A 22,143-nucleotide genomic window follows, 5' to 3' on the forward strand; every position below is an offset into this window, starting at 1 on the left:
TATTATTACTCATTTTGATGATAGCGATATTAGATCACCTTTATCCTATTTAATTTAGAATAAAGGTTTTTTTATTTTGCTTAATTGTTTAGCCTATATCTTTTGCAATGCTGCAATAATATCTGCAGGCTCAGAACGAATGCGGTAATCAACATCCACAAATCGCCATGTCACTTCACCGTCACTGTTAAGGATAAAAGTGGCGGGAATTGGAATGATATTAGTATTGCCATTATTAATGGCCTCTAGGTCTAGTTGGCGGTCAGTACGCATATGATCCAGCAAAAACTCTGGCACCTGCCATGCTACGCCATATTGAGCTGCCACTTGTGCATCTTGATCCGACAACACAGTAAAGTCCATATTATGTATTTCATCGGCAGTTAACGACCCATCGGGTACCTGTGGGCTAATTGCGACTAAGGTTGCCCCTAATGCTTGAATATCTGCTAATCGTGCCTGCAATGCTTTTAGTTGTAAATTACAGTAAGGGCACCAACTGCCTCGATAAAAAGTGATCACGACAGGCCCTTTTGTTAGTAAATCTGCTAGTGAAGTGGACTTACCCTGTGCATCAGGAAGTTCAAAATGAGGCGCATTTTTACCCACTTCGAGTGCATCGTTACCTTGTTGAAAAGATTTTGCTTGAGCAATAACCTGATCGACACCTGCCATAAAATCAGGATTTCCTTTACGTCCAGCTTCTACCTTTGCTTCGGTTTGTTGTTTTAAAGTTGTCATATTTGATTCCTGAGTAGTAGATATTTGGCTGTGGTATTATCAATTACATTAAGGTTGTTGTATAGAGATCTTAAGGTAATAGGCTGTAAGTGATCATGAATAACTGGTTAGTATTTGGATAGATTTTTTGGATTAAATCTTTAAGCGGTTGTAATTCCATGGCTTCTTGTTGAGCATGAAATTCATTAATATCCTCAAACTTTAATGGTGTCACTGATTCAATTTGTATATTACATACCTTTTGATCTGTTTCTAAGGTAAAAACTTCTACTTCAGAGCCAACGATATAGTGACTCTCAGATTTGTCTCGAATGGTAATAGTTTTTTCACCCGATGCGACAGATGGCGTTAAAAACTCAAAAAACGTAATTTTATTTGTTATCGGGATTGTCATTATATATATCCAGTTTTGCTACGCCTATTGTAAGGGCTGACATTGGTTGTTTTAATTAGCGTGTAAACAGTTTTCTTATTTGCGACCAACGGCTAATGAGCATTGCCATAAAAATGAGGAAACACCCAAAAATTTGCCCTAATGTCATCACTTCTCCAAACCATAACACAGCAAAAATAGCAGCCCATACTGGCTCTAAATTCATGATCACTGCCGCATGACTAACGGGCGTTAAACTCATGGCGTACATCTGAAGTAGGTAGCGCAAACTGGTTGCGATTAAAGTACTGGCTAGAAACCAAAGGGTAATACTAAAGGTAATGCCCTGAGGCATTGCTTCAGTGAATAATGACATGATTAATAATAAGATACCTGCACTAGTTAATTGAATACTGGTGATCACTAAAGCATGCATACGCATTAAAAAACGAGATAGTAGATTCAGTTGGAATGCCACACCGATGGCAGTTCCTAAGAAATATAAGTGTGCAATTTCAAAACTCATACCATTACTCAGAGCTAAAAAAATTAAACCTGTTACAGCAATGGGGAGCGCAACCCAAATGCTGGTGGCGGGCCTATCACCAAACATAAAGCGCCCAATAATAGGAACAAATACAACTCCAAGGCAGGTAATGAATGCGCCAACACCAAGATTAGAGGCTTGATCTAATCCTAATACCCAGCACATCATCGCTAACCCCATAACGCCACCAATTAATATAATGGGTTTAACATCACCCCATTTTAGGTTTCGAAAATAGCGGGGGCCAATTAAAAATAATACAACGCCACCCACTAGAAAACGCATGGAAACAAAAAATAAAGGTGTCATTCCAGCTAAGGACTCTTTAGAAAAAATCCAGCCAAGGCCCGCTAAAATAGTCACCAGTATTAAAATTAGTTCTGCTCTGAATGCAAATTTTTGTTGCAAAATATACCCTTACTTTTAAGGTTAGACAGTGTTTGAGTATTGATAAGGAAGCACAGTAGAGTAAACTATTTTTTGCAATAATTCAGTAATAAAAACACGGTTTTATTTTTTTAATTTAATAATGTTAATTATGGTAATGGAAGGTCTGTTGCCAATTAAATCATTTCGTTAATTGAGCCCATAACCACTCAATATGCATTATTCAGTCATTAACTGGATTTCAAAGCAAGGTGTAAGATAACCATCATCGACCCTGCTTACCTCACTGCTTGCTGATTTTATCTATTGAATAATAGGAGTTATATGCCACATCAATCGCATCAATTCAGTTGAGTAATAACCAGCATAATAAAGAAAGTAATAACAGAGTGAGGCATTGCAGAGGCTTTGATGAGTTGGTCGTTACAGGTGCAAGTAAGGAAATAAAGGGTTGTCACATTAAAAATGAAAACCCTTTACATTTTAAATGAAGTTATTTTTCTAATAACAATTTTACGGCTAATCCAATTAACACCACACCAGTTAAACGTTCCATTATTACTTGTGTTTTACCACCATCAAATCGTTTTTGTGCGGTGACAATCATGCGGCTGATGAATGCTTGCCAACACATTGCAATTGCGAAGTGAATGGTTGCCATCAACAATGATTGCATAAATGCAGAATATTCAGGATTGATGAATTGTGGTAAAAAAGCCAGATAAAAGATAGCCGTTTTAGGGTTTAAAACATTTGAGAGTAAACCTTCTCTAAAACTTTTTGTGAATTTAAAATTACCTTGTGCTGATAGCTTGGCTGGGCCTTTAGTTGAAGCGAAGAAACTGTGTCTTAGCCCTTGAACCCCTAAATATAAAATATACAGTGCACCAATCATTTTGACTGCTTGGAACAACTGCGGTGATTGTGACAACAACAGAGAGATACCTACTGCAGATAAAGAGGCATGGAAAAACAACCCTGTACATATGCCCAGGCTAGTAATGAAACCATCTTTTTCGCCGCCACGACTAGTATTTCGAATCACTAAGGTAGTATCTAAGCCTGGTGTCATGGTTAAAATAGTAATCGCAATCAAAAATGCTTCAATGTGTAAAATAGGCATCAGTAGTCCGTTAATTGTTGTTGGTTATAAAGGCTTACATCTAATGTGACTTGATGTGTTTCAGCAAGCTCATTAAGTTTATTTTCAAGATGAGTTAAGTGATTTATGGTTAGTGTATTATTGTCTAATTGCCAAAGCTGGCGAGAACCTGCGTAACTGAAATGTAAAATTTGCATCGCAATGGGCTCGCCTTGCTGCGCAGCTGATTCTATTTTTTTCATGCGTCGATTAATTTTATTTAAGGCTTGCTTTAAATTCCAAACATAACTGACTTCGTGGAAATAGGCATGGCTTTTAAGTTTATTTAATATAAATAGAAGTGTCGCAGCGATAACAATGACACCCAATAAATTCCAGTGGAAATGACTACCATCGGGTGAAGGCATTAGTAAAATAAGCAATTGACTAATGCCTAAACTGCCAACAGTAAGTATACCAATGCAAGCAAAAATAACTTTGTTTAAGCGTTTACGATAGCGCTCTGGATCTATTTCAATAAGTTGCATTCTGGTTATTTATTCCTTTAACAAAATGGGCAAACATGGCTATCGAATGTTAATCCTAATGTGATGAGGGGATTGACATCGATTATCGACATAGATTACTAGCATAGGTTATTCATAGTGTGAATAATCGCTCATAGATTATGTAATGTAAATAATTGATAGTCTTTTATCGACAACGACTTATAAGTAATTATTAATTGTTAGCCAGTGATTGCGTTTTATTTATTGCTATTTATTGATTGTTATTTATTCATTCATTGCTATTTATTAATAGTAGCTTTCCATCCAGCTCTCTAAAATAAGGGCAGCAGAAACACTATCCACTTTTCCTTTTTCAAGTGCTTTAAATCCACCGCGTTCAAAAATAAATTCTTTCGCACTTGCTGTTGTTAAGCGTTCGTCTTGAAAAGCTACTTTTACGCCAAAACGGCCGTTTAAACGATTACCAAATTTTTTCGCTCTTTGTGTGATGGCTTGCTCAGTGCCATCCATATTTAATGGCAATCCTACGACGACTAAATCCGGGGCCCACTCTTTAATGACAGCGGCAACCGTATCCCAATTAGGAATACCATCATTTGCTTTAATAGCTGCTAATGGCTGCGCAGTCGCGGTGATCATTTGCCCTGTTGCAACACCAATACTTTTTGTACCAAAGTCAAAACCTAATAAAGTACTTGGCGCTTTAGACTCGTTTGATGAAGTCTTCTTTTCTTGTTCTGAATCGTTTTCTGATGTCATTATGCGTGGCCTACGTCGCTACTTAATTGTGATGGGTCGACGCCTAAGCGTTGTAATGAAGTATTCCAACGTTGTTCGACCGGTGTGTTAAAAATAATGTCATTTTCACAATGAATGATTAACCATTGATTCTGGTTTATCTCTTCTTCTAACTGCCCAGAATCCCAACTTGAATAGCCCAAGGCAACCATATAGTGCTCAGGTGCATTATCTGTCCCTAAGCTGGATAGGATTTTATTCGAGTTAGACATCATTAGCTGTTCATTAAGCATGGTACTTTGTGAAATGTCAGGGGTGGGGCTGTGTAATACAAACCCTCTGTCCATGTCTAATGGGCCACCTAAAAAGACGGGGTCAATCAAAGGTGGACTAGGTTCATGGTCAATGCTTTCTGCATTTTCTAATAACTCTTGTAGTGTTAACTTAACTGGGTAGTTAATAATAAAGCCCATCGCACCTTGATCATCGTGCTCACATAAATAAACAACAGATTTTTTAAAGTATGGGTCTGTTAATGAAGGCATCGCGATTAAAAAATGATTCTTTAATGAACTCACTACTTCAGCTTGAGTATTCATTTCCGATGCTTTTTCTTGAACTGTTGATAGAGGAACTGAACGTTCATCGCTAATATCAGAATCAGCAAAAGGGTTTTTAGTTTTATCTATTGTCATTTGATTCTCCATTAGGAATGAATATGTAACGTCACTATTTAAGAGGCAAAAACAGTAAGCCAAGAAGTGAATAGACTTTAGGTATTAAGACTTGTATTTACACCTACCGATACAGGATTAACCTATTAAACCGCTCAAAAGGTCATCATGTTAAATCTTATCTTGATTCGTCAGGTTTATATTACCCGCGATGATTGCGGGTAATATATTCAATCAAATAGCATTCAGTTTTGTTGCTCTTAAATACAATATCTTTTAAGCGCCTTTGATACGTTTTTCAATTGCATCCATTAATTTTCCGCTGATATTAGTACCATAAGCATTATCAATTTCTTGGATGCAAGTTGGGCTAGTCACATTGATTTCTGTAACCTTGTCACCAATAACATCTAAGCCAACAAAAATCAGGCCCTTTTCTTTTAACTTTGGACCTATGGTATTAGCAATATGCCAATCAGACTCAGAAAGAGGTTGAGCAACACCTGTGCCGCCAGCCGCTAGATTACCACGTGTTTCACCTTTTGCAGGAATACGGGCTAATGCATAAGGCATTGGCTCTCCATCCACAATCAGAATACGCTTATCACCGTCTTTAATTTCTGGGATAAAAGCTTGTGCCATGCAGTAACGTTGCTGATGCTCTGTTAATGTTTCAATGATCACACCAACATTGCTGTCATTTTCTTTAATACGGAAGATAGATGCGCCGCCCATGCCGTCTAATGGTTTTAAAATCACATCTTTATGTTGTTGATGGAAAGCACGAATTTTTTCTGCGCTTCTTGTTACTAAGGTGATAGGAGTGAATTCACTAAACCAAGCTGTGAATAGTTTTTCATTTGCATCACGTAAACTTTGTGGTTTATTAACGATTAAACAACCTTCGTCTTCAGCCCGCTCTAATAGATAAGTGGCGTAGATATATTCTGTGTCAAAAGGGGGATCTTTACGCATTAATACCGCATCAAGGTCTGAAAGAGGGTGATCAACTGCATCTTCTAATTGATAAAAATTGCCTGCTTCGCGTTGTACGGTTAATTTTTTGCTGGTTGCAAAACAACGACCATTTTCTAGATATAAATCTTTCATTTCTAAATAATAAAGTTCCCAACCACGAGATTGAGCTTCTAATAACATTGCAAAGCTTGAGTCTTTTTTAATGTTGATGTCTGCGATGGGATCCATCACGATGCCAATTTTTATGGTCATATCTATTCCTGTCATTAATCTATTAAGTAATAAAAGTTATGCTAAATCGCCAAAGCGACATTGCAATGCAGTGATTGCAGTTAATGCTGCTGTTTCTGTGCGTAATACGCGAGGGCCTAATAATGTTTCAGTAAAGTCCAAGTTTTCAGTGAGGCTGATTTCATCATCGCTTAAGCCTCCTTCCGGACCAATTAATAAACGCACATGCTTGATATCGTTGGGTAATGTATTAATTGAATATTTTGCGCGAGGATGCAAGGTTAATTTACAGCAATCAACCTCATATTCACACCATTGTGTTAAAGCTTGTGTTGTATGTATTGTTGGTACAATATTTCTACCCGATTGCTCACAGGCTGCAATGGCTATTTTTTGCCACTGTTGTTGCTTTTTTGCCATCCGTTCAGCATTTAGTTTTACACCACAACGCTCACTGATCAAGGGAGTAATTTCATTCACACCTAATTCGACTGCTTTTTGGATCACAAATTCCATGCGATCACCACGTGAAATAACTTGCCCTAAATGTAAATGAAGCGGGCTTTCATTGTCCGTTTCTTGGAATGAAAGAATATTCGCTTGGCAAGTTCTTTTTTGAACTTCATTCAATTGTGCTAAATACTGCCCACCTTGACCATTAAATAAGGTAATACTATCGCCTACATTTAAACGTAACACGCGAATATGCTGAGTAGCGTCGTCTGATAACGTGATACAGGTGTTTTCGGTCAATAATTGCGGTTCATAAAAACGAGGATTACGCATAAGGTTACTTTTGATTGAAAATAAAAGCTTAGTATAACGCGAAAATTTTTAATATCACTATTGCTAAAGATTGAATTATTACACTGAGTTAGCATAACTTATGTTAATCCGTGAACATTGATAGCCTTGAAGGGTAACGGGTATAAAGTATCGCTAAAGGATATATTGAATTATTGCTTCCTTAATACCAATTAAGCCCAACATATGGGATAATTGTTGCTTTTATTTTTTGTGTGATGTTTCAGGAATTTAATATGTACAGTTCTAAGTTAAAAAGTATAACTACCGACGCTAAGCGTGGCGTTTATTTCATTGGTACCACGCCTCCAAAACATGACACCGATCTTGAACTTGTTTCCGGTATTGCCGATAAATTAGTAGGGCGATTAGAAGAAATTGATTATGACGGTTTTATCGTTTATGACATTCAAGATGAAACCTCTCGTATTGATAAGCCGCGTCCTTTTCCATTTAGATATACTCATGATTCACGCTTATACTCAAAAATATTACACGATAAAGTCGGTAAGCCGGTGATCACTTATAAAAGTGTTTCACAACGGGATGAAGCTGATTTTTCTCGTTGGTTGTCTGATGCTTGGCATCAGTTTTCAGTACGAGATATAGTGTTGGTAGGCTCGCCATCATCGGAAGGTGAAATTAAACTCTCACTCTCTGACGCTTATAAAAGCTTAGCGGCACACCCTCAAGATTTTTATCTAGGCGGAGTGACAATTGCAGAGCGGCATGTTGCTAAGGGGGATGAACATATCCGTTTACGTGCTAAGCAGGATCAGGGCTGTGAATATTTTATTACGCAAGCTGTTTATAATGCACAGGCCACTATTGATTTATTAACTCGCTATGCCAGTGAATGTCGACAACAGGGTATACAACCTAAGCGGGTGATTTTAACTTTTTCTCCATGTGGTAGTGCGAAAACATTAGAATTTATTGAGTGGTTGGGGATTTCTGTTCCGGAAGCGACATCGTTGCGTATTCTTGAGTCTGAAAACCCACTGAAAGAGTCTTTGCAAATTAGTCGAAATAACTTCGAACAGATTTTGCTAGCTGTATTACCGCTAAATATTCCATTAGGTTTAAATATAGAAAGTTTAACCAATCGCAAAGAAGAGATAGATGCTGCTATATTATTATTTAAACTCCTTAAAGCCACGTTGGATTTAAAACTGGCTGAATCACAACTATAAGTCGATGAAATAATGATCTTGTCAAAGGAACAACAAACAGAAATTACACGGATAGCAGTATTTGCTGGGCAAATTTTACATCAACATGGTGCTGAAAGTCGTTTAGTAGAGCAAACAACACAGCGTTTAGGGATTGCACTAGGGGCTGACAACATAGAACTAGCAATCAGCCCCGATGCGATGGTGATCACCAGTTTAGTGAACGGTCACTGTGTTACCACTACTAGACGTTGTCATGACCGCGGCATTAATATGCAAATGGTCTGCGAAGTGCAGCGTATCTGTGTGATGTTGGAAAAAAAACTACTTGACGCTAAAGATGTTAAAAAGCGCTTACAGCGATTAAAACCCTATAAATATAACCGTTGGTTGGTGGTGCTAATGATTGGTTTTGCCTGTGCCAGTTTCAGTCACTTTTTTGGCGGCGATAGAGCGGTGTATTGGACGACTTTTGTTGCTTCTAGTTTAACCATGATCGTACGACAAGAATTAGGGCATCGTCAGCACAATCCGTTTGTGAATTTTGCCATCGCTGCTTTTGTCGCTACAACTATAACCAGTATCGGCGCAATTCTTGAGATTGGGGAAAACCCACAAATAGCAATGGCGGCCAGTGTGTTGTTACTGGTACCGGGTTTTCCGTTAATTAATGCGGTGTCAGATATGCTTAAAGGATACGTCAATATGGGGATCGCACGTTGGGTATTTGCAACGTTACTTGCGGTCAGTGTGTCAATTGGGATTGTAGCAGCCATTAAGGTCACTGGCGTATCAGGGTGGGCAATCTAATGAGCGCATTTTTTGATTTATTAGGCTTGTTAATTATCGATGCATGGTTTGCGTGGATACCAGCAGTTGGTTTTGCCATGGTATTTAATGTGCCGCGTAAAATGTTGATTTATTGTGCTGCGGGCGGTGCATTTGCTCACAGCTTACGATTTTTGCTAATGCATTTTGATTTACCCATTGAATGGGCAACCTTAATTGCTTCAGCAAGTATGGGTTTTTTAGGTTTATATTGGTCTCGTAAACATTTGATTCCGCGTCCTGTTTTTACCGTCGCATCAGTAATACCTATGATCCCTGGTAGTTATGCCTTTTCTGCAATGATTGGATTGGTTGAGATTAATACGACAGGTTATAGCTTAGCGTTAATGCAGGTGGTCATGGAAAATGGTTTGCGCACTTTATTTATTTTAACGGCATTAAGTTTTGGATTAGCGATACCGTCAATTTTAATTTATCGTGGCCGTCCGATTGTTTGATCGTAATTTAATACTAACAGTGAGCATATAATTAGATAGATTAGTTTAATCACACTGTGTAGGTAAGTGGAACAGCGAATATTACGCTAGATTGGTCTAAGGAATACTGTACACTGTGCGAAAAATGCTAAGTACAATAAGTGTGCAGAACAAAGTGTGTGGAATAAAAAAGGTCCAATATGTCAGATAAATTTTTCTTTAAAGGTAAAAAAGAGAAAAAACCAAAACATTCAAGTTATGGTTTTAATACAAAGCGTGCAGTAAAAATTGGTACTGAAGAGCTACCTTTACAGGTTGTTGTTAATACCGATGCCCGTGCTGAAGCAGTACAAACATTAGCTGAAGAACATAACTTAGTTATCGCTATTACCGTTGATGCTGAACAAGCTGAGAATACTACCGAATTAGATGTGTTGATTAATAAACCAGTCACTACTCGTTTTGAAAAAATGCCTGCTCGTAACGAACCTTGTGTTTGTGGTAGTGGTAAAAAATATAAAAAGTGCTGTGGTTAATTCGTACTATTAATTTTTAATAGAACAAGAGTAGAGCACACATTAAAAAGCCCCGAAAATAAATATTTATCGGGGCTTTTTTGTGCCTGATATTTTTGTATTGTTTATTTTAATAAGCGTAACCTTACTCAATCATCACTTATTTTAACCTTGTTCTAATAAACGCCTTAAATCAATCAGGGCTGCATTGGCTCGAGAAACGTAGTTTGCCATCACCAAGGAATGGTTTGCTAAGAAACCAAAGCCATTACCATTTAATACCATTGGGCTCCATACTGCTTGTTGTGTTGCTTCTAAATCACGAATAATTTGTTTTAAACTAACTTGTGCATTTTTCTTTTCGAGCACATCTTGAAAGTCAATTTCTACTGCTTTTAAAAAATGTAGAATAGCCCATGTTGAACCACGGCTTTGATAAAAAACATCATCAATCTTAAACCAATTTGTTTTGATCTCAATTTCGTCAGCGCTGGCCGTTGATTGTTTTGCTGAAGTATCACCTGCTAGGTTCGTATCAAATATATCATTACCGACACTGGCGCTTAAGTTTTGTGAAATAGAGCCTAATCGTTTTTCAATCTCACGTAACCAATCACTTAGATTATCCGCACGCGTATAAAATTGTGCTTCTGTTTGGTCTGTTGCAGAGAGACGAGCACGATAGCGTTTGAATGCTTTAATTGCATCTTTATATTCACTTTCTGCACTAGGCAAAACCCAGTTAGTATGCGAAATATTCATTTTATTCTGTGCTATTTCTAAGTCTTTATCACCCGTCGATTGTGATTGTGAACGGCTGAAGTCTAAACGCATCACTAAAGCTAAATCTCTTACTTGCTCTAATACACCGTATTCAAAGGCAGGCATATTATCCATAAAAAATCCTGGTGGAGTGACATCGTTAGATAAGAAGCCCCCGCGTTTATCTACTAACCAACTAGTTACGTCAATAAGCGTTGTTGTGGTTGCATAACCAGGTACTATTTCACTATTGGATGCAGTTGCTGCTTCTTGTGTTTTTGCTTTCACATCAAATGTTGATGGCATCCAGCCAGACCAAATTGACATTATCCATAATAAGAAAACAATGATCAGCAGTATGGGGATGATGCTTTTTTTAGGTAAAGTAGCCATGATCTGTTCCTTAATATCATGTTGAATGGGTATCAACTTTACCATAACCCTGTTTATTATTTCACCTCAATTGTCGTTAATGGAGGTGTAAAATCATAAAGTTATAAATATTATTCTATTTCACTATATTTCATGGTGGTAGGTGCGTTTAGTTGTGTAAATTGTAAAGAAAATATTGTCGTTACTGCTCGACTACAAATAACGAACACTTATTACGTGGTTAAGATTAAGCGTTAACGGGTTAAAGGTTTAAAAAACGTCATTACAAAATCTACAAATATAGCGCTATCTACTTGATTGCCCATCAATAGGGGCATTTCAGGAGAAGGTAGTAATTAAATAGATGAATTTTAAAACGTAATTGATAAACTTATGCTCATTATATAAAAATTTGGAAAATAAATGAAAATTTCAATGATAGTAGCCATGGCAAATCATCGTGTAATTGGTTTAGAAAACAAAATGCCATGGCATTTGCCAGCAGATTTGCAATATTTTAAAAAGACAACACTAGGTAAACCAGTGATCATGGGCCGTAAAACCTATGACTCAATTGGTAGAGCATTACCAGGACGTTTAAATATTGTAGTTTCTCGCGATCCTAATTTAAACATGGCAGGTGTTACTTGTGTGACCTCCGTTGAGCAAGCATTACAAGCTGCTGCGGGGGTTGAGGAAGTGATGATTATCGGCGGAGCCACTATTTATGAACATTTTTTACCTGTTGCTAATCGCCTGTATTTAACATTCATTGATTTGGAAACTAAAGGCGATACGCACTTTCCTGATTATCTTACTCAAGGAAAATGGGAAAAAGTAAGTAGTGAGCATTATTTAGCAGATGAAAAAAATGTGCACAATTTAGAGTTTTTGACCTTAGATAGAGTGAGTTAAGCGCTAGTTATACCAATCTAAATAATTATCTAGCCATTTATGTTTGTTAAAATGAGTCCTAGCTTCGTTGTTGATTTTGTAATGAAAATAACTAGTTACTGCAATCAACGCCTTGCTACCATGCATTTTCCCTAACGTCTAAATAGACCATTTATTTATCCAGATTGGTTTTAACCGTATGCGGGGCAAGATAATGAAAATAGTTTCTTATCTTGCCAACGTATCATGGTAAGACTGTTTCCCCAGACGCAGCCCGTATCTAATGCATATAAGTTTGGTTGATTTGTTTGGCCTAATAATGCAGCCCAGTGACCAAATAAGATAGGTTGAGTATGATCTCTTGGCGTTATTTCGAACCAAGGTTTTAATACATTGCTATCTGTTTCTGCTGGCGATAGTTTGTTATAAAACTCCAACTCGCCATTTAAAGTGCAATAACGCATACGTGTGAACACATTGATAATGTAGCGTATTCGTTCAATGCCTGAAAGTGAAGGGTGCCATTTAGTCGGGTGGTTACCGTACATGTTTTTAAGCAGTGATTGGTAATCTTCCCCATGCAATTGTTGTTCAACTTCTTTGGCGAATTGTTTTGCTTGTGGAATTGTCCAAGAAGGTAATATACCTGCATGCACCATAATAAACTTATGTTCAGGATGCTCTAATAACAAAGGCTGATTACGTAACCATGTTAGAAGCTGCTGACTGTCATCCGCTTCTAAAATAGGGGATATTTTGTCTTTTTCTTTGGGTTTATGAATGCCCAAAGCCGTCGCTAATAAGTGCAAATCATGATTACCTAGAATCACTTTTGCCTTTAACTTTTTAAGGTAGCGTAATGTTTGCAATGATTTAGGGCCACGAGCGACTAAATCGCCAGCAACCCATAACTCATCATTTTTTGGATCAAAATTGGCCAAAGATAGAAGCTGTATCAATTCGTCATAACAACCTTGAATGTCACCAACTATATAAGTTGCCATCGTTATTTGATCCTATTAAAAATTGTTATTGAGCTCTAAACTTCTTTTTGTAGGCGGTCATAAACATAGTTTGCAACACGCACATACTCTTCAACAGAGATGTTTTCTGCGCGGTGGCCAATATTAATACCAAGGTCAGTTAATTCTTCAGCAGTTAATAGATCTCTCCAACCATTACGAACTGTTTTACGGCGTTGGTTAAAGGCCATCGAACAAACTTGGTTTAATACTTTCATGCTCTTAGCAACAAAAGGTGGTGTATCGTAAGGCTCTAACCTTACTACTGCAGAATCAACTTTAGGTGCGGGTTTAAAAGCCGTAGGCGGCACTTCTAATACAGGAATAACATTACAGTAGTATTGTGCCATTACACTTAAACGTCCGTAAGCTTTACAATCTGGACCTGCACATAAACGGTTAACTACTTCTTTTTGCAGCATGAAGTGCATGTCAGAAATTTTGTCTGCAAACTCAAATAGGTGGAACATTAAAGGCGTTGATATGTTGTACGGTAAGTTACCAAACACTCGTAATTGTTTGTCACCTTGCACTAATTGTCCAAAGTCAAAACGCATGGCATCAGCTTGGGTTATTTTTAATTTATCACGTAACGTAGGGTGCTGTTCTAAACGCGCTGCTAAATCACGGTCTAATTCCACTACATTTAAGCAGTTTACTTTACGTGCCACAGGCTCTGTTAATGCGCCTAAACCGGGACCAATTTCTACAATGTTATCGTCAGGTTGTGGCGCTATTGCTGCCACAATTGAATCGATAATGTAATCGTCGTGTAAGAAATTTTGTCCAAATCGTTTACGAGCGGTATGGCCTAGGTGGGTTTTATCATTCATTTTATTCATTAACCTTGTTGATGTTACTTTGGACCATGGTAATAGCTTCGTTGACTGCACATAATAAACTACCTGAGTCAGCTTTGCCTGTTCCTGCTAGATCTAATGCGGTGCCATGGTCAACCGATGTGCGTATAAATGGTAAGCCTAATGTGATATTAACGGAGCGACCAAAACCTTTATATTTTAAAACAGGTAGACCTTGGTCGTGATACATGGCTAATACCGCATCGGCATGTTGTAAGTATTTATCTTGAAATAAAGTGTCAGCAGGCAGTGGGCCCACTAACTGAATACCTTGTGCGCGAAGGTTGTCTAGTGCAGGTTCAATGGTATCTATTTCTTCTCTGCCCATATGACCTCCTTCCCCTGCGTGTGGGTTTAAGCCACACACATAGATAGTCGGCTGTTTAATACCGTATTTTTCTTTTAATTCAGCATTTAAAATTGTAATAATATTCGCTAATAAGGGTTCTGTTATTGCGCTGGGCACGGCAGAAAGTGGTAAATGCGTGGTTGCTAAGGCAACACGTAAACCCGTTGTTGCAAGCATCATTACTACTAAATCAACGTTAGCTTGCTCAGCAAAAAATTCAGTATGGCCGCTAAAGGTAACACCGGCGTCATTGATAATGCCTTTATGTACTGGTGCTGTAACCACCGCAGAAAACTCACCATTTAAACAACCTTGGCTTGCAAAACGTAAGGTTTCTAAAACGTATTCACCATTGCGAGCATCAAGTTGTCCCATTTTCACGGGGACGTCAGTCGCAATATGAGCTACGGTTAATTGACCTAAGAGCGGTTCCGCTTGAGGCTTTTCGACATCATATTCAATAAAAGTAATATTTTTATTTAAATGCTGTGCTCGCTCTTTTAATAGTATTAAGTCTGCACAAATAACCAGTTCAGCGGGCCAAGTCTGTTCCGCTAATTGTAAAACTAAATCAGGACCAATTCCGCTCGGTTCACCAGCGGTGACAATAATACGAGGTAACATTATTCTTCCTCAATAATATAAGCAGGGTTATTAATCTTGATATACGCTTCTTGGCGTATCTCATTTAACCAAGCGTAAGCCTCAGCAGGAAAGCGTTGTCTAAATAACATACTGTAAGCTTTTTGCTTAGTGGCATTTTCAGTCGTATCAGATTCGCGTTTATCAAGTACTTGAAGAATATGCCAGCCATGCATTGTATGGAAGGGTTGACTGATTTCACCGATTGCTTGTTCTTGTGCTAAATCACGAAATTCAGGCACATACATGTTTGGATCAGCCCAACCTAGTTCACCACCTTTTACGGCAGAACCAGGATCTTGAGAATACTCTTTGGCTAATTCATCAAAGGTTTTTGTGCCTGATAATATTTGCTGACGTAAAGTTGTTAACAATAACTTGGCTTTTTCATCACTCAAAATGATAGTGGGTTTAACCAGAATATGACGTGCATTCACTTCTTCTGTGATCACGTTATCATTCCCTTTTTTATCTAGCACTTGAATGATATGTACTCCCATTCTGGTATTGAAAGGGCCAATGATATCGCCTTTTTTATTGCTCTCTTGTAAATTTTCTACAAATAAACTTGGAATTGAATCTAGCTTACGCCATCCCCAATCGCCGCCTTCTAAGGCCTTTGGGCCTTCAGAATTGGCAATCGCTAGCTGTTTGATATCAGCACCATTCTCTATTTTTTGTACTAACGAGTTCGCTTCATTGGTTACCGCAGTTCGTTTCTCTTCAGACGCTTCCGGTGATAACTTAAGTAAAATATGTGCAAAATGAAACTCAGTCGTTTGCTCACCTTGCTCTTTAATACGATCAACAACTTGTTGAACTTCTTGATCAGAGATATTGATACGGCGGCGAACCTGCACTTGACGCACTTCATTAATAGTCAATTCATCACGAATGTTAGCAACGAATGCCTTATAATTGATGCCCGATGCCTCTATATCGGCACGTAATTCGTTTAATGTTTTATTTTGCTTTTTCGCCATTTCGGTAATGGTTTGATCAAGTTGTGCATCACTGATGCGCAAGCCTATACGTTCTGCAATTTGTAACTGTAATTTATCACTGATTAATTTATCAAGAATTTGCTTATCAATATTTTTTGGATCCGGCAGCGTTTGACCACTCTCTTGATAGCGAGTAATTAAGTCACGCTTAAGGTTACTCATATCACTGCTTAAGATTAGTTCTTTGTTTACTACTGCTTCAATCTTATCTAGTTGTACTTCCGCAGCCGTTGCCAATTGAGGTAAAGTACTCGCTAAGATTAATACACTTAAAAATTGTTTTGTTAATTTCATTTTTTACCCATTACTTTAAATAAAATGGACGACCGTAGTCGAATAAACCATCTTCACTATCTGAATAACCGACACCACCTAACCCCATTAATTCAATCGTTAAGTTAATGCTATTTTCTGTTTCCATATCATCGTTAAAATCAGACTCTGTTCCATAATAAGACTGCATATGTTTATCGTAACTTAAACCAAGAGCCCAACAACAAGACTGGTATTTAATACCGATGATACTTTCATAACTATTTTCAAATTCAAGGTCATAATAATAACTCGCATAGGCTGACCATTGCGTGTTGATTGACCAGTTTACTTTACTACCAAGTTGGTTAACAATTTCATCCCATTCTGCATCTTCATCTTCTTTATAATAACGGTAGCTTAACTGCATAAATGTATTGTAAGCCCAACGTTTCTCAAACGTAGTATTCGCACGTTTAAGGAGGTTTTCATCACTGTCCCACTCTACACCTGCATGCAGGAAATAATCATTTTCAAAGTTAACATCAAACTCAGCAATAATTGAAGAACGGCTGACAGATTGACTGTCATCATCGTCATCGGTTGGTAATACGGTACGAGATTTCGATAAATAATAATTTTGCCCAATAGCAAAACGTAATTTTTCTTCACCTTGTTCATTTAAGAAGCTACTTGAAACCCCCACTGTGATTTGATTCGCTTCGGCAATGCGGTCATACCCAGAATAACGATTATCTCGAAATAAGCCGTAATAATCTTGTTGTAATGTTGTTGTATCGTATAAACCAATATCTGATTGATTTTGGTATGGCACATATAAATACTGCATTTGCGGTACTAATGTTTGTCGGTAATCATTACCAAATACTGAAAAATCGCGTTCTAAGTTGATACCTGAATGTATTTTAAATGACGGAAGGTATCGCACAACAGACTCATCTAACTCATCATACCAACTGTACTTTGTTGCGTTTTCTAGATCCTGTTGATAGACGCTAAGCATGTATTTTAGTTCAGTATTGATAAATAGAGAATCGTAATAAAGGGGTAAAGATAGCTTTGGTTCAGCATGGATACGCGTACCGGTATACACCTCACTATCACTGTGTTCAAAACGCGTGACTTCTGAATACCAATCAAACTGTAGACTTTTCCAGTTAAGCGGCTGGTATGCATTTATGGCTAATTTAGGTAATACAATATGTGGGGTATCGTCATCGCCTAATATTTGAAAGTCGCGTACTTCCAGCTCACTATTCCAATTACTTTTTGTATAACTTAATTTAGCGGTTTGTAATAATTGGTTATCTGTACTGGTACCGTATTCGGTATCAATATCGGTGAAATAATAATCATCACTGACTTTGTTGTAATCTGCCTCAAAAGCCCAGTCTTGTGAAAAATTAACTTGATGTTCAAAATGAAATAAATAGCGTTTTCCAATTAAATCGCCATCATCGTCTTCGCGTATTCGATCATCCGCAAGATATTCAGTTTGAATTTGACCTGAACCAATATCAAACAAATAACGATATTCAGTCGCTACTAATAGACCCCGGTTTTCCATATAAGTCGGTGTGATGGTTGCATCTTGATTGGATGTTAAATTTAGGTACAGAGGTTGGCTGTAAGAAAATCCATTCACTGATGAAAACTCATATTTTGGAAATAAAAGTCCGGTTTTTCGCGTGTCGGATAAAGGGTAGCTGATATAAGGGAAGTAAAATACTGGCACATCCTTTATTCTTAATACTGCATTGTAAGCTGTCCCCATATCATTTTCTTTGTCAATGTATAAGGTCGAAGAATCGATGCTCCAAGTAATATCACCCGGTGGGCACGCCGTGTAACTAGAAGAATTTAACTCATAAAAACCTTGACCATTATCATACACGCGATCTGCATTACCACGACCAGACTGACCGTGAAACTGATACTGCGTCTGTAACAACGATGCTTCATCGGTTTTTAAATTAGTATCTATTTGGTCGGCTAAAAGGGTGATTTGTCCATCAACATAGCGCGCATTGCCGATTGCATTTGCTTGTTCAGTATTGCGGTTATAAATTAATCGGTCTGCATCGAGGCTCTTTTCACCTTGAACCACATTGACATCACCTTGATAAATTATCTCGCCATTAACACCGCGTAATGAATTGGCATTGATGCTGATTGGAATTTGGTTTTTATCTAGATTATTATTACGTGTCGTGACGGGAGGGACTTGGCTATAGCACTGCCTAAAGAACACTTGTACGTCACGTGGCGCTGATTTTTCTTCTAAGCTGGCAATCTTAGTTATTGCATCGCTCTTGGTGCTAGCACTACTATCAGTATTACTTTGCGTTGCAGAGGTGTTTTTATTTTCAATTTCCTGTGCAACGGCACTAGCAACTGGAGATAAGACAAATAATAAGGGGATTAGTTTTAACATTAATAACTCACTACAAGGGCTTAGAAAGAAAAAGGAAACGCTAAGCAGAAACAACAATATAACCCCTTATAATAAAGTAATCTTTTGCTGTCTCCAATCTTTGATTGGCTAATACACGAGTATTTTGGCTATTTATTACAAATAATTGGTAAATCTTCACATAGTTAGTCAAAATAATAGAAAAATTCAATATTTTCTTAATTTAAAGGTAATGATTAATTATGCGCATATGGGGCAAGTTATTAGGTGGTTTTTTTGGATTTATGTTTGGTCACTTCTTTGGCCTGCTGTTAGGCGTTTGGTTAGGGCATCGTTTTGATGTGGCCGTCGGACGTAACTTTAATATGCGCGATGGCATGTTAGGTGGACGAACCAACAGTGCGGATAAACAAAAAGCGTTTTTTGAAACCGCTTTTTCGGTGATGGGACACGTTGCCAAAGCAAAGGGACAAGTCACTCAAACCGATATTCAAGTCGCCAATGCATATATGGACCAAATGAATTTGCACGGTGATGCAAGATCGCAAGCTCAGCATGCCTTCACCAGTGGTAAAAGTGCTGACTTTGCACTAGTAGAAACATTGCAAGAATTTGTACGTAAATTGCACGGTGAACGTAACGTCCTGCAAATGTTTTTAGCGATTCAAGTACAAGTTGCTTATTCAGATGGTGTGATTGATGATAACGAAAAAGCCTTGTTGTACACCATTGCCGAAAATCTAAATTTTTCACGTTTCGAATTAGACCGTTTGATTCAAATGATTCAAGGGCAGCAACACTTCCATCAGGGTAAGCAGGGTGGTCAGCAATATAATAAAGCTGAAGTTGAAGATGATGCTTATCAAGTACTAGGGGTTGAAAGTACAGCCACGGACAAAGAAGTGAAACGAGCCTATCGCAAGTTAATGAGTCAAAACCATCCTGATAAACTAGCTTCCAAGGGGCTACCGGAAGAGATGATGGAATTAGCTAAAGAGAAAACGCAAGATATTCAAAAAGCCTATGAAGTACTGCGAAGCAGCCGAGGTTTTAAATAACATGCTATCGGTAATAAAACGTTATAGTTTACAGCTAGTATTTACTATTAGCTTACTATTAGGTTTACAGTTACCGAACTTTTTACAACAATATGAATTGCGTTTGCAGGGGCATTTTGTTGAAGCGCAACAGCATTTAGCTGAATTTCAATCGCTTGCAGATAAATATTTTGCTGGTGATTTGAACGCACTCATTACAAAACATAAAAGTAGTAAAGATAGCTTGTACCGTGAAGAAGCATTGGTTATAGAAAATACTTATTCACGAGTGCAATTTTTACAACAAAAAATAGATAATTTAAATCAGCCTATTTGGTATCGATTAGGGGAATTAACGCAACAAATCAAAGACCCTATTGTTAACGAAACGTGGACAGGTTACCAAGCTAATGTGTTACTTAATCAACAGGCTATTTTAGTAGGGGTTGTTGCTGCGGTGTCAATGATGTTGTTATTAGAAATATTATTATCCTTCAGTAAATATGGTTGTTATCGTGCTTTTTCTTATTGTAAAAGAAAGCGTAAAAAACAAACCAGAAAAATAGGTTTATAAACTTTTCTTTTCATTTAATGGCTTTTTTGCTTTATGTCATGAAAGCTAATGAATGAAAAGGCACTCGGCTATTTGATTTTAGAAGTCGTCGTTATAAAGGTATAAATGGTGATGAAAATGATCACTCTCATAACCGATAAACAACACAACCCTTCTTTTTAGCGAATATTATACTTTGAATGGATTAATGAATCTTGAAAAAGCAACCTATGTATACCCGTTACCATTCAAGATGCAAAGTTCAGCAAGTTGTGAGGTGAGTAGCTTCTAGGCAGGAAGTTGAAGATCTAACTAGTTCAATCAATACTTTCTAACAACGAAGATGCTTGCCTCACAACTTGCCCTGTGGGTCGTTAGCTCGAAAAGCAATTCAGCGTTGCAACATTCGATAAGGACTAGGCATTGTCATCATGTTACGCCTTGCCTTGCTGTCCAAGCTAACGACTGAATAAAGCATCTCGATTGATAACGGGTATAGATATAACTTCGTTTCTCTATCGTGACTAGACTAATTAATTCGCTCTTATAACATTTTAGTTTTGCATCTATCGTAGTGCTTCTCTATTATTGGCTATTTATCATTTTAGTAATCAATTACGGTGTTTCACCGAATAGACCTTAAATCGGAGCTTAATACATGTCTACATTTTCACTTGCGTTTGGTACAGCGACTAAAAACCGTGACCAAAAAATCATCGAAGCATTTTTTCCAAACCCAATTTTAAATCCAAACGAAGATCTAGTTGCAACTATTGGTGCAATTGCTGGATATGAAGGTGGCAATCAAGTTATCGAAATTAAACCCGCTATTGCAGAACAACTGGCTGCGGCTTTTAATGGTGAAGACGATGCAGATAATGCAGATTTTGCAGTTGCAGCAGCTAAATCAAAACAAACATTAGTGTTAGTTATTTTAGCCACTGACGAAGCACCACAGAGTGTCGCTGAAGGTTATTTGAAACTGCAACTTATCTCTCATCGTTTAGTTAAACCACACGGCGTAGTGTTAGACGGTATCTTTGGTTTATTGCACAATATCGCATGGACAAACAAGGGTGCTATCGACTTACCTGAGCTTAAAGATCGTCAAATGAAAGCACGTTTAAAAGGGAAAACTATCATTGTAGATTGTGTTGATAAATTCCCTAAAATGGTTGATTACGTAGTTCCAGCTGGTGTGCGTATTGCTGACACTTCACGCGTACGTTTAGGCGCTCACGTTGGTGAAGGTACAACAGTGATGCATGAAGGTTTCATTAACTTTAATGCAGGTACAGCGGGTGTTAGCATGGTTGAAGGTCGTATTTCAGCGGGTGTTATGGTTGGTGAAGGAAGTGATATCGGTGGTGGCGCTTCTATTATGGGTACACTGTCTGGCGGTGGTAAAATGGTTGTCGCTATTGGCGAAAATAGCTTATTAGGTGCTAATGCTGGTTTAGGCTTCCCACTGGGTAACCGTTGTACTATTGAGTCTGGTTTATACGTTACAGCGGGTTCTAAAGTTAAAATGTTAGATAACGAAGGTAATGACGCTGGATTTGTTAAAGCACGAGATTTAGCTAATAAAGATGACTTATTATTCCGTCGTAATTCAACGACAGGTCAAATTGAATGTCTCGTTAATAAAAGCGCTGTAGAATTAAACAGCATGTTACATTCTAACTAATATTCTCATTATTGTTCTGAGCAATATTTTTATTATGCATTGAGTAATCGAGGCTACTATTGAGTAGCCTTTTTTATGTTCGTCTATTTTTTACCCATCTATTTTTTACCCATCTATTTTTAAATTGCTGTATTCCTTTTTATAAAATTTTTCCACTTTCATATACATAGCCTTTTCTCGCGTTAGCATCTTAAAACGTCACATGATTGTCATGCGAGATCTATATCATACTTGCTAAG

23 protein-coding genes are annotated in these 22,143 nt (G+C 37.7%); 8 read left to right on the plus strand and 15 right to left on the minus strand.

What is annotated here, in order from left to right; genetic code table 11:
* Window positions 1-93: 93 nt before the first annotated feature.
* The 9 genes from H592_RS0117670 to rsmE all read right to left on the minus strand — a co-directional run bounded on the left by H592_RS0117670 (window position 94) and on the right by rsmE (window position 7,066).
* Window positions 94-741, minus strand: a complete 648-nt coding sequence (locus tag H592_RS0117670; RefSeq protein ID WP_028869941.1) for a peroxiredoxin-like family protein — start codon at window positions 739-741, stop codon at window positions 94-96.
* Between the two features lie 70 nt (window positions 742-811).
* Window positions 812-1,135 carry a N(4)-acetylcytidine aminohydrolase gene (yqfB, locus tag H592_RS0117675; protein ID WP_037072119.1) on the minus strand — a complete coding sequence of 108 codons (324 nt, stop codon included), beginning with the start codon at window positions 1,133-1,135 and terminating at the stop codon, window positions 812-814.
* 55 nt (window positions 1,136-1,190) lie between these two features.
* Window positions 1,191-2,069 carry a DMT family transporter gene (locus tag H592_RS0117680; RefSeq protein WP_028869943.1) on the minus strand — a complete coding sequence of 293 codons (879 nt, stop codon included), beginning with the start codon at window positions 2,067-2,069 and terminating at the stop codon, window positions 1,191-1,193.
* 472 nt (window positions 2,070-2,541) lie between these two features.
* Entirely contained in the window at window positions 2,542-3,171 is a 630-nt protein-coding gene (locus tag H592_RS0117685) for a LysE family translocator (RefSeq protein WP_028869944.1), read from the minus strand.
* Entirely contained in the window at window positions 3,171-3,677 is a 507-nt protein-coding gene (locus tag H592_RS0117690) for a DUF3087 domain-containing protein (protein WP_028869945.1), read from the minus strand. Before H592_RS0117690 ends, H592_RS0117685 begins: the two co-directional genes overlap by 1 nt.
* Window positions 3,678-3,944: 267 nt before the next feature.
* The gene (gene ruvX, locus H592_RS0117695; protein ID WP_037072122.1) at window positions 3,945-4,418 is read right to left on the minus strand and encodes a Holliday junction resolvase RuvX; all 474 of its coding nucleotides are present in this window, start codon (window positions 4,416-4,418) and stop codon (window positions 3,945-3,947) included.
* Window positions 4,418-4,975, minus strand: a complete 558-nt coding sequence (locus tag H592_RS0117700) for a YqgE/AlgH family protein (RefSeq protein WP_028869947.1) — start codon at window positions 4,973-4,975, stop codon at window positions 4,418-4,420. Before H592_RS0117700 ends, ruvX begins: the two co-directional genes overlap by 1 nt.
* A gap of 372 nt (window positions 4,976-5,347) precedes the next feature.
* Window positions 5,348-6,301, minus strand: a complete 954-nt coding sequence (gene gshB, locus H592_RS0117705) for a glutathione synthase (RefSeq protein WP_028869948.1) — start codon at window positions 6,299-6,301, stop codon at window positions 5,348-5,350.
* Between the two features lie 36 nt (window positions 6,302-6,337).
* A complete protein-coding gene (gene rsmE, locus H592_RS0117710) occupies window positions 6,338-7,066 on the minus strand; it encodes a 16S rRNA (uracil(1498)-N(3))-methyltransferase (RefSeq protein WP_028869949.1) in 729 nt (242 codons plus the stop codon).
* Between the two features lie 254 nt (window positions 7,067-7,320).
* On the opposite strand from rsmE, the gene H592_RS0117715 reads away from it, so the two are divergent.
* The 4 genes from H592_RS0117715 (at window position 7,321) to H592_RS0117730 (ending at window position 10,057) form a co-directional block, all read left to right on the plus strand.
* Window positions 7,321-8,277 (plus strand): methylenetetrahydrofolate reductase, encoded by a 957-nt coding sequence (locus tag H592_RS0117715; protein WP_028869950.1) that lies wholly within the window; start codon window positions 7,321-7,323, stop codon window positions 8,275-8,277.
* Window positions 8,278-8,289: 12 nt separating this feature from the next.
* Window positions 8,290-9,066 carry a threonine/serine exporter family protein gene (locus H592_RS0117720; RefSeq protein WP_037072124.1) on the plus strand — a complete coding sequence of 259 codons (777 nt, stop codon included), beginning with the start codon at window positions 8,290-8,292 and terminating at the stop codon, window positions 9,064-9,066.
* A complete protein-coding gene (locus H592_RS0117725) occupies window positions 9,066-9,542 on the plus strand; it encodes a threonine/serine exporter family protein (RefSeq protein WP_028869952.1) in 477 nt (158 codons plus the stop codon). Before H592_RS0117720 ends, H592_RS0117725 begins: the two co-directional genes overlap by 1 nt.
* 179 nt (window positions 9,543-9,721) lie before the next feature.
* Window positions 9,722-10,057, plus strand: a complete 336-nt coding sequence (locus H592_RS0117730; RefSeq protein WP_028869953.1) for a PBPRA1643 family SWIM/SEC-C metal-binding motif protein — start codon at window positions 9,722-9,724, stop codon at window positions 10,055-10,057.
* Between the two features lie 144 nt (window positions 10,058-10,201).
* On the opposite strand, the gene H592_RS0117735 is transcribed toward H592_RS0117730, so the two are convergent.
* Entirely contained in the window at window positions 10,202-11,191 is a 990-nt protein-coding gene (locus tag H592_RS0117735; protein ID WP_028869954.1) for a DUF2333 family protein, read from the minus strand.
* Between the two features lie 402 nt (window positions 11,192-11,593).
* On the opposite strand from H592_RS0117735, the gene folA reads away from it, so the two are divergent.
* Window positions 11,594-12,085, plus strand: coding sequence for a type 3 dihydrofolate reductase (gene folA / locus H592_RS0117740; protein ID WP_028869955.1), 492 nt, complete (start codon window positions 11,594-11,596; stop codon window positions 12,083-12,085).
* A gap of 170 nt (window positions 12,086-12,255) precedes the next feature.
* Here the strand turns inward: folA and H592_RS0117745 are convergent, their stop codons facing one another.
* Genes H592_RS0117745 through lptD form a run of 5 tightly spaced genes read right to left on the minus strand, consistent with a single transcriptional unit; the run spans window position 12,256 to window position 18,648 of the window.
* Window positions 12,256-13,068 carry a symmetrical bis(5'-nucleosyl)-tetraphosphatase gene (locus H592_RS0117745; RefSeq protein ID WP_028869956.1) on the minus strand — a complete coding sequence of 271 codons (813 nt, stop codon included), beginning with the start codon at window positions 13,066-13,068 and terminating at the stop codon, window positions 12,256-12,258.
* 35 nt (window positions 13,069-13,103) lie between these two features.
* A complete protein-coding gene (rsmA, locus tag H592_RS0117750) occupies window positions 13,104-13,919 on the minus strand; it encodes a 16S rRNA (adenine(1518)-N(6)/adenine(1519)-N(6))-dimethyltransferase RsmA (RefSeq protein ID WP_028869957.1) in 816 nt (271 codons plus the stop codon).
* Window position 13,920: 1 nt separating this feature from the next.
* A complete protein-coding gene (pdxA, locus tag H592_RS0117755; RefSeq protein ID WP_028869958.1) occupies window positions 13,921-14,919 on the minus strand; it encodes a 4-hydroxythreonine-4-phosphate dehydrogenase PdxA in 999 nt (332 codons plus the stop codon).
* Window positions 14,919-16,235 carry a peptidylprolyl isomerase SurA gene (surA, locus tag H592_RS0117760; RefSeq protein ID WP_028869959.1) on the minus strand — a complete coding sequence of 439 codons (1,317 nt, stop codon included), beginning with the start codon at window positions 16,233-16,235 and terminating at the stop codon, window positions 14,919-14,921. The genes pdxA and surA overlap by 1 nt, the downstream gene beginning before the upstream one ends.
* Before the next feature lie 10 nt (window positions 16,236-16,245).
* Window positions 16,246-18,648: an LPS assembly protein LptD gene (lptD, locus tag H592_RS0117765; protein ID WP_028869960.1), complete on the minus strand. Its 2,403-nt coding sequence runs from the start codon at window positions 18,646-18,648 to the stop codon at window positions 16,246-16,248.
* 221 nt (window positions 18,649-18,869) lie between these two features.
* On the opposite strand from lptD, the gene djlA reads away from it, so the two are divergent.
* The 3 genes from djlA to dapD all read left to right on the plus strand — a co-directional run bounded on the left by djlA (window position 18,870) and on the right by dapD (window position 21,904).
* Window positions 18,870-19,685 (plus strand): co-chaperone DjlA, encoded by an 816-nt coding sequence (djlA, locus tag H592_RS0117770; RefSeq protein ID WP_028869961.1) that lies wholly within the window; start codon window positions 18,870-18,872, stop codon window positions 19,683-19,685.
* 1 nt (window position 19,686) lies between these two features.
* Window positions 19,687-20,238 (plus strand): DUF2937 family protein, encoded by a 552-nt coding sequence (locus tag H592_RS23415; protein ID WP_051369246.1) that lies wholly within the window; start codon window positions 19,687-19,689, stop codon window positions 20,236-20,238.
* Window positions 20,239-20,875: 637 nt separating this feature from the next.
* On the plus strand, window positions 20,876-21,904 hold the full coding sequence (gene dapD, locus H592_RS0117780; protein WP_028869962.1) for a 2,3,4,5-tetrahydropyridine-2,6-dicarboxylate N-succinyltransferase: 1,029 nt from the start codon (window positions 20,876-20,878) through the stop codon (window positions 21,902-21,904).
* The last annotated feature ends 239 nt before the right edge of the window (window positions 21,905-22,143 follow it).

Source organism: Psychromonas arctica DSM 14288, assembly GCF_000482725.1.
Classification (GTDB): Bacteria; Pseudomonadota; Gammaproteobacteria; order Enterobacterales; family Psychromonadaceae; genus Psychromonas; species Psychromonas arctica.

Excerpts from the sequence above, each read along its gene's own strand:
- H592_RS0117670 (WP_028869941.1), bottom strand. The coding sequence starts at position 741 with ATGACAACTTTAAAACAACAAACCGAAGCAAAGGTAGAAGCTGGACGT.
- yqfB (WP_037072119.1), bottom strand. The coding sequence starts at position 1,135 with ATGACAATCCCGATAACAAATAAAATTACGTTTTTTGAGTTTTTAACG.
- H592_RS0117685 (WP_028869944.1), bottom strand. The coding sequence starts at position 3,171 with ATGCCTATTTTACACATTGAAGCATTTTTGATTGCGATTACTATTTTA.
- H592_RS0117690 (WP_028869945.1), bottom strand. The coding sequence starts at position 3,677 with ATGCAACTTATTGAAATAGATCCAGAGCGCTATCGTAAACGCTTAAAC.
- ruvX (WP_037072122.1), bottom strand. The coding sequence starts at position 4,418 with ATGACATCAGAAAACGATTCAGAACAAGAAAAGAAGACTTCATCAAAC.
- gshB (WP_028869948.1), bottom strand. The coding sequence starts at position 6,301 with ATGACCATAAAAATTGGCATCGTGATGGATCCCATCGCAGACATCAAC.
- rsmE (WP_028869949.1), bottom strand. The coding sequence starts at position 7,066 with ATGCGTAATCCTCGTTTTTATGAACCGCAATTATTGACCGAAAACACC.
- H592_RS0117715 (WP_028869950.1), top strand. The coding sequence starts at position 7,321 with ATGTACAGTTCTAAGTTAAAAAGTATAACTACCGACGCTAAGCGTGGC.
- H592_RS0117720 (WP_037072124.1), top strand. The coding sequence starts at position 8,290 with ATGATCTTGTCAAAGGAACAACAAACAGAAATTACACGGATAGCAGTA.
- H592_RS0117725 (WP_028869952.1), top strand. The coding sequence starts at position 9,066 with ATGAGCGCATTTTTTGATTTATTAGGCTTGTTAATTATCGATGCATGG.
- H592_RS0117730 (WP_028869953.1), top strand. The coding sequence starts at position 9,722 with ATGTCAGATAAATTTTTCTTTAAAGGTAAAAAAGAGAAAAAACCAAAA.
- H592_RS0117735 (WP_028869954.1), bottom strand. The coding sequence starts at position 11,191 with ATGGCTACTTTACCTAAAAAAAGCATCATCCCCATACTGCTGATCATT.
- folA (WP_028869955.1), top strand. The coding sequence starts at position 11,594 with ATGAAAATTTCAATGATAGTAGCCATGGCAAATCATCGTGTAATTGGT.
- H592_RS0117745 (WP_028869956.1), bottom strand. The coding sequence starts at position 13,068 with ATGGCAACTTATATAGTTGGTGACATTCAAGGTTGTTATGACGAATTG.
- rsmA (WP_028869957.1), bottom strand. The coding sequence starts at position 13,919 with ATGAATGATAAAACCCACCTAGGCCATACCGCTCGTAAACGATTTGGA.
- pdxA (WP_028869958.1), bottom strand. The coding sequence starts at position 14,919 with ATGTTACCTCGTATTATTGTCACCGCTGGTGAACCGAGCGGAATTGGT.
- surA (WP_028869959.1), bottom strand. The coding sequence starts at position 16,235 with ATGAAATTAACAAAACAATTTTTAAGTGTATTAATCTTAGCGAGTACT.
- lptD (WP_028869960.1), bottom strand. The coding sequence starts at position 18,648 with ATGTTAAAACTAATCCCCTTATTATTTGTCTTATCTCCAGTTGCTAGT.
- djlA (WP_028869961.1), top strand. The coding sequence starts at position 18,870 with ATGCGCATATGGGGCAAGTTATTAGGTGGTTTTTTTGGATTTATGTTT.
- H592_RS23415 (WP_051369246.1), top strand. The coding sequence starts at position 19,687 with ATGCTATCGGTAATAAAACGTTATAGTTTACAGCTAGTATTTACTATT.
- dapD (WP_028869962.1), top strand. The coding sequence starts at position 20,876 with ATGTCTACATTTTCACTTGCGTTTGGTACAGCGACTAAAAACCGTGAC.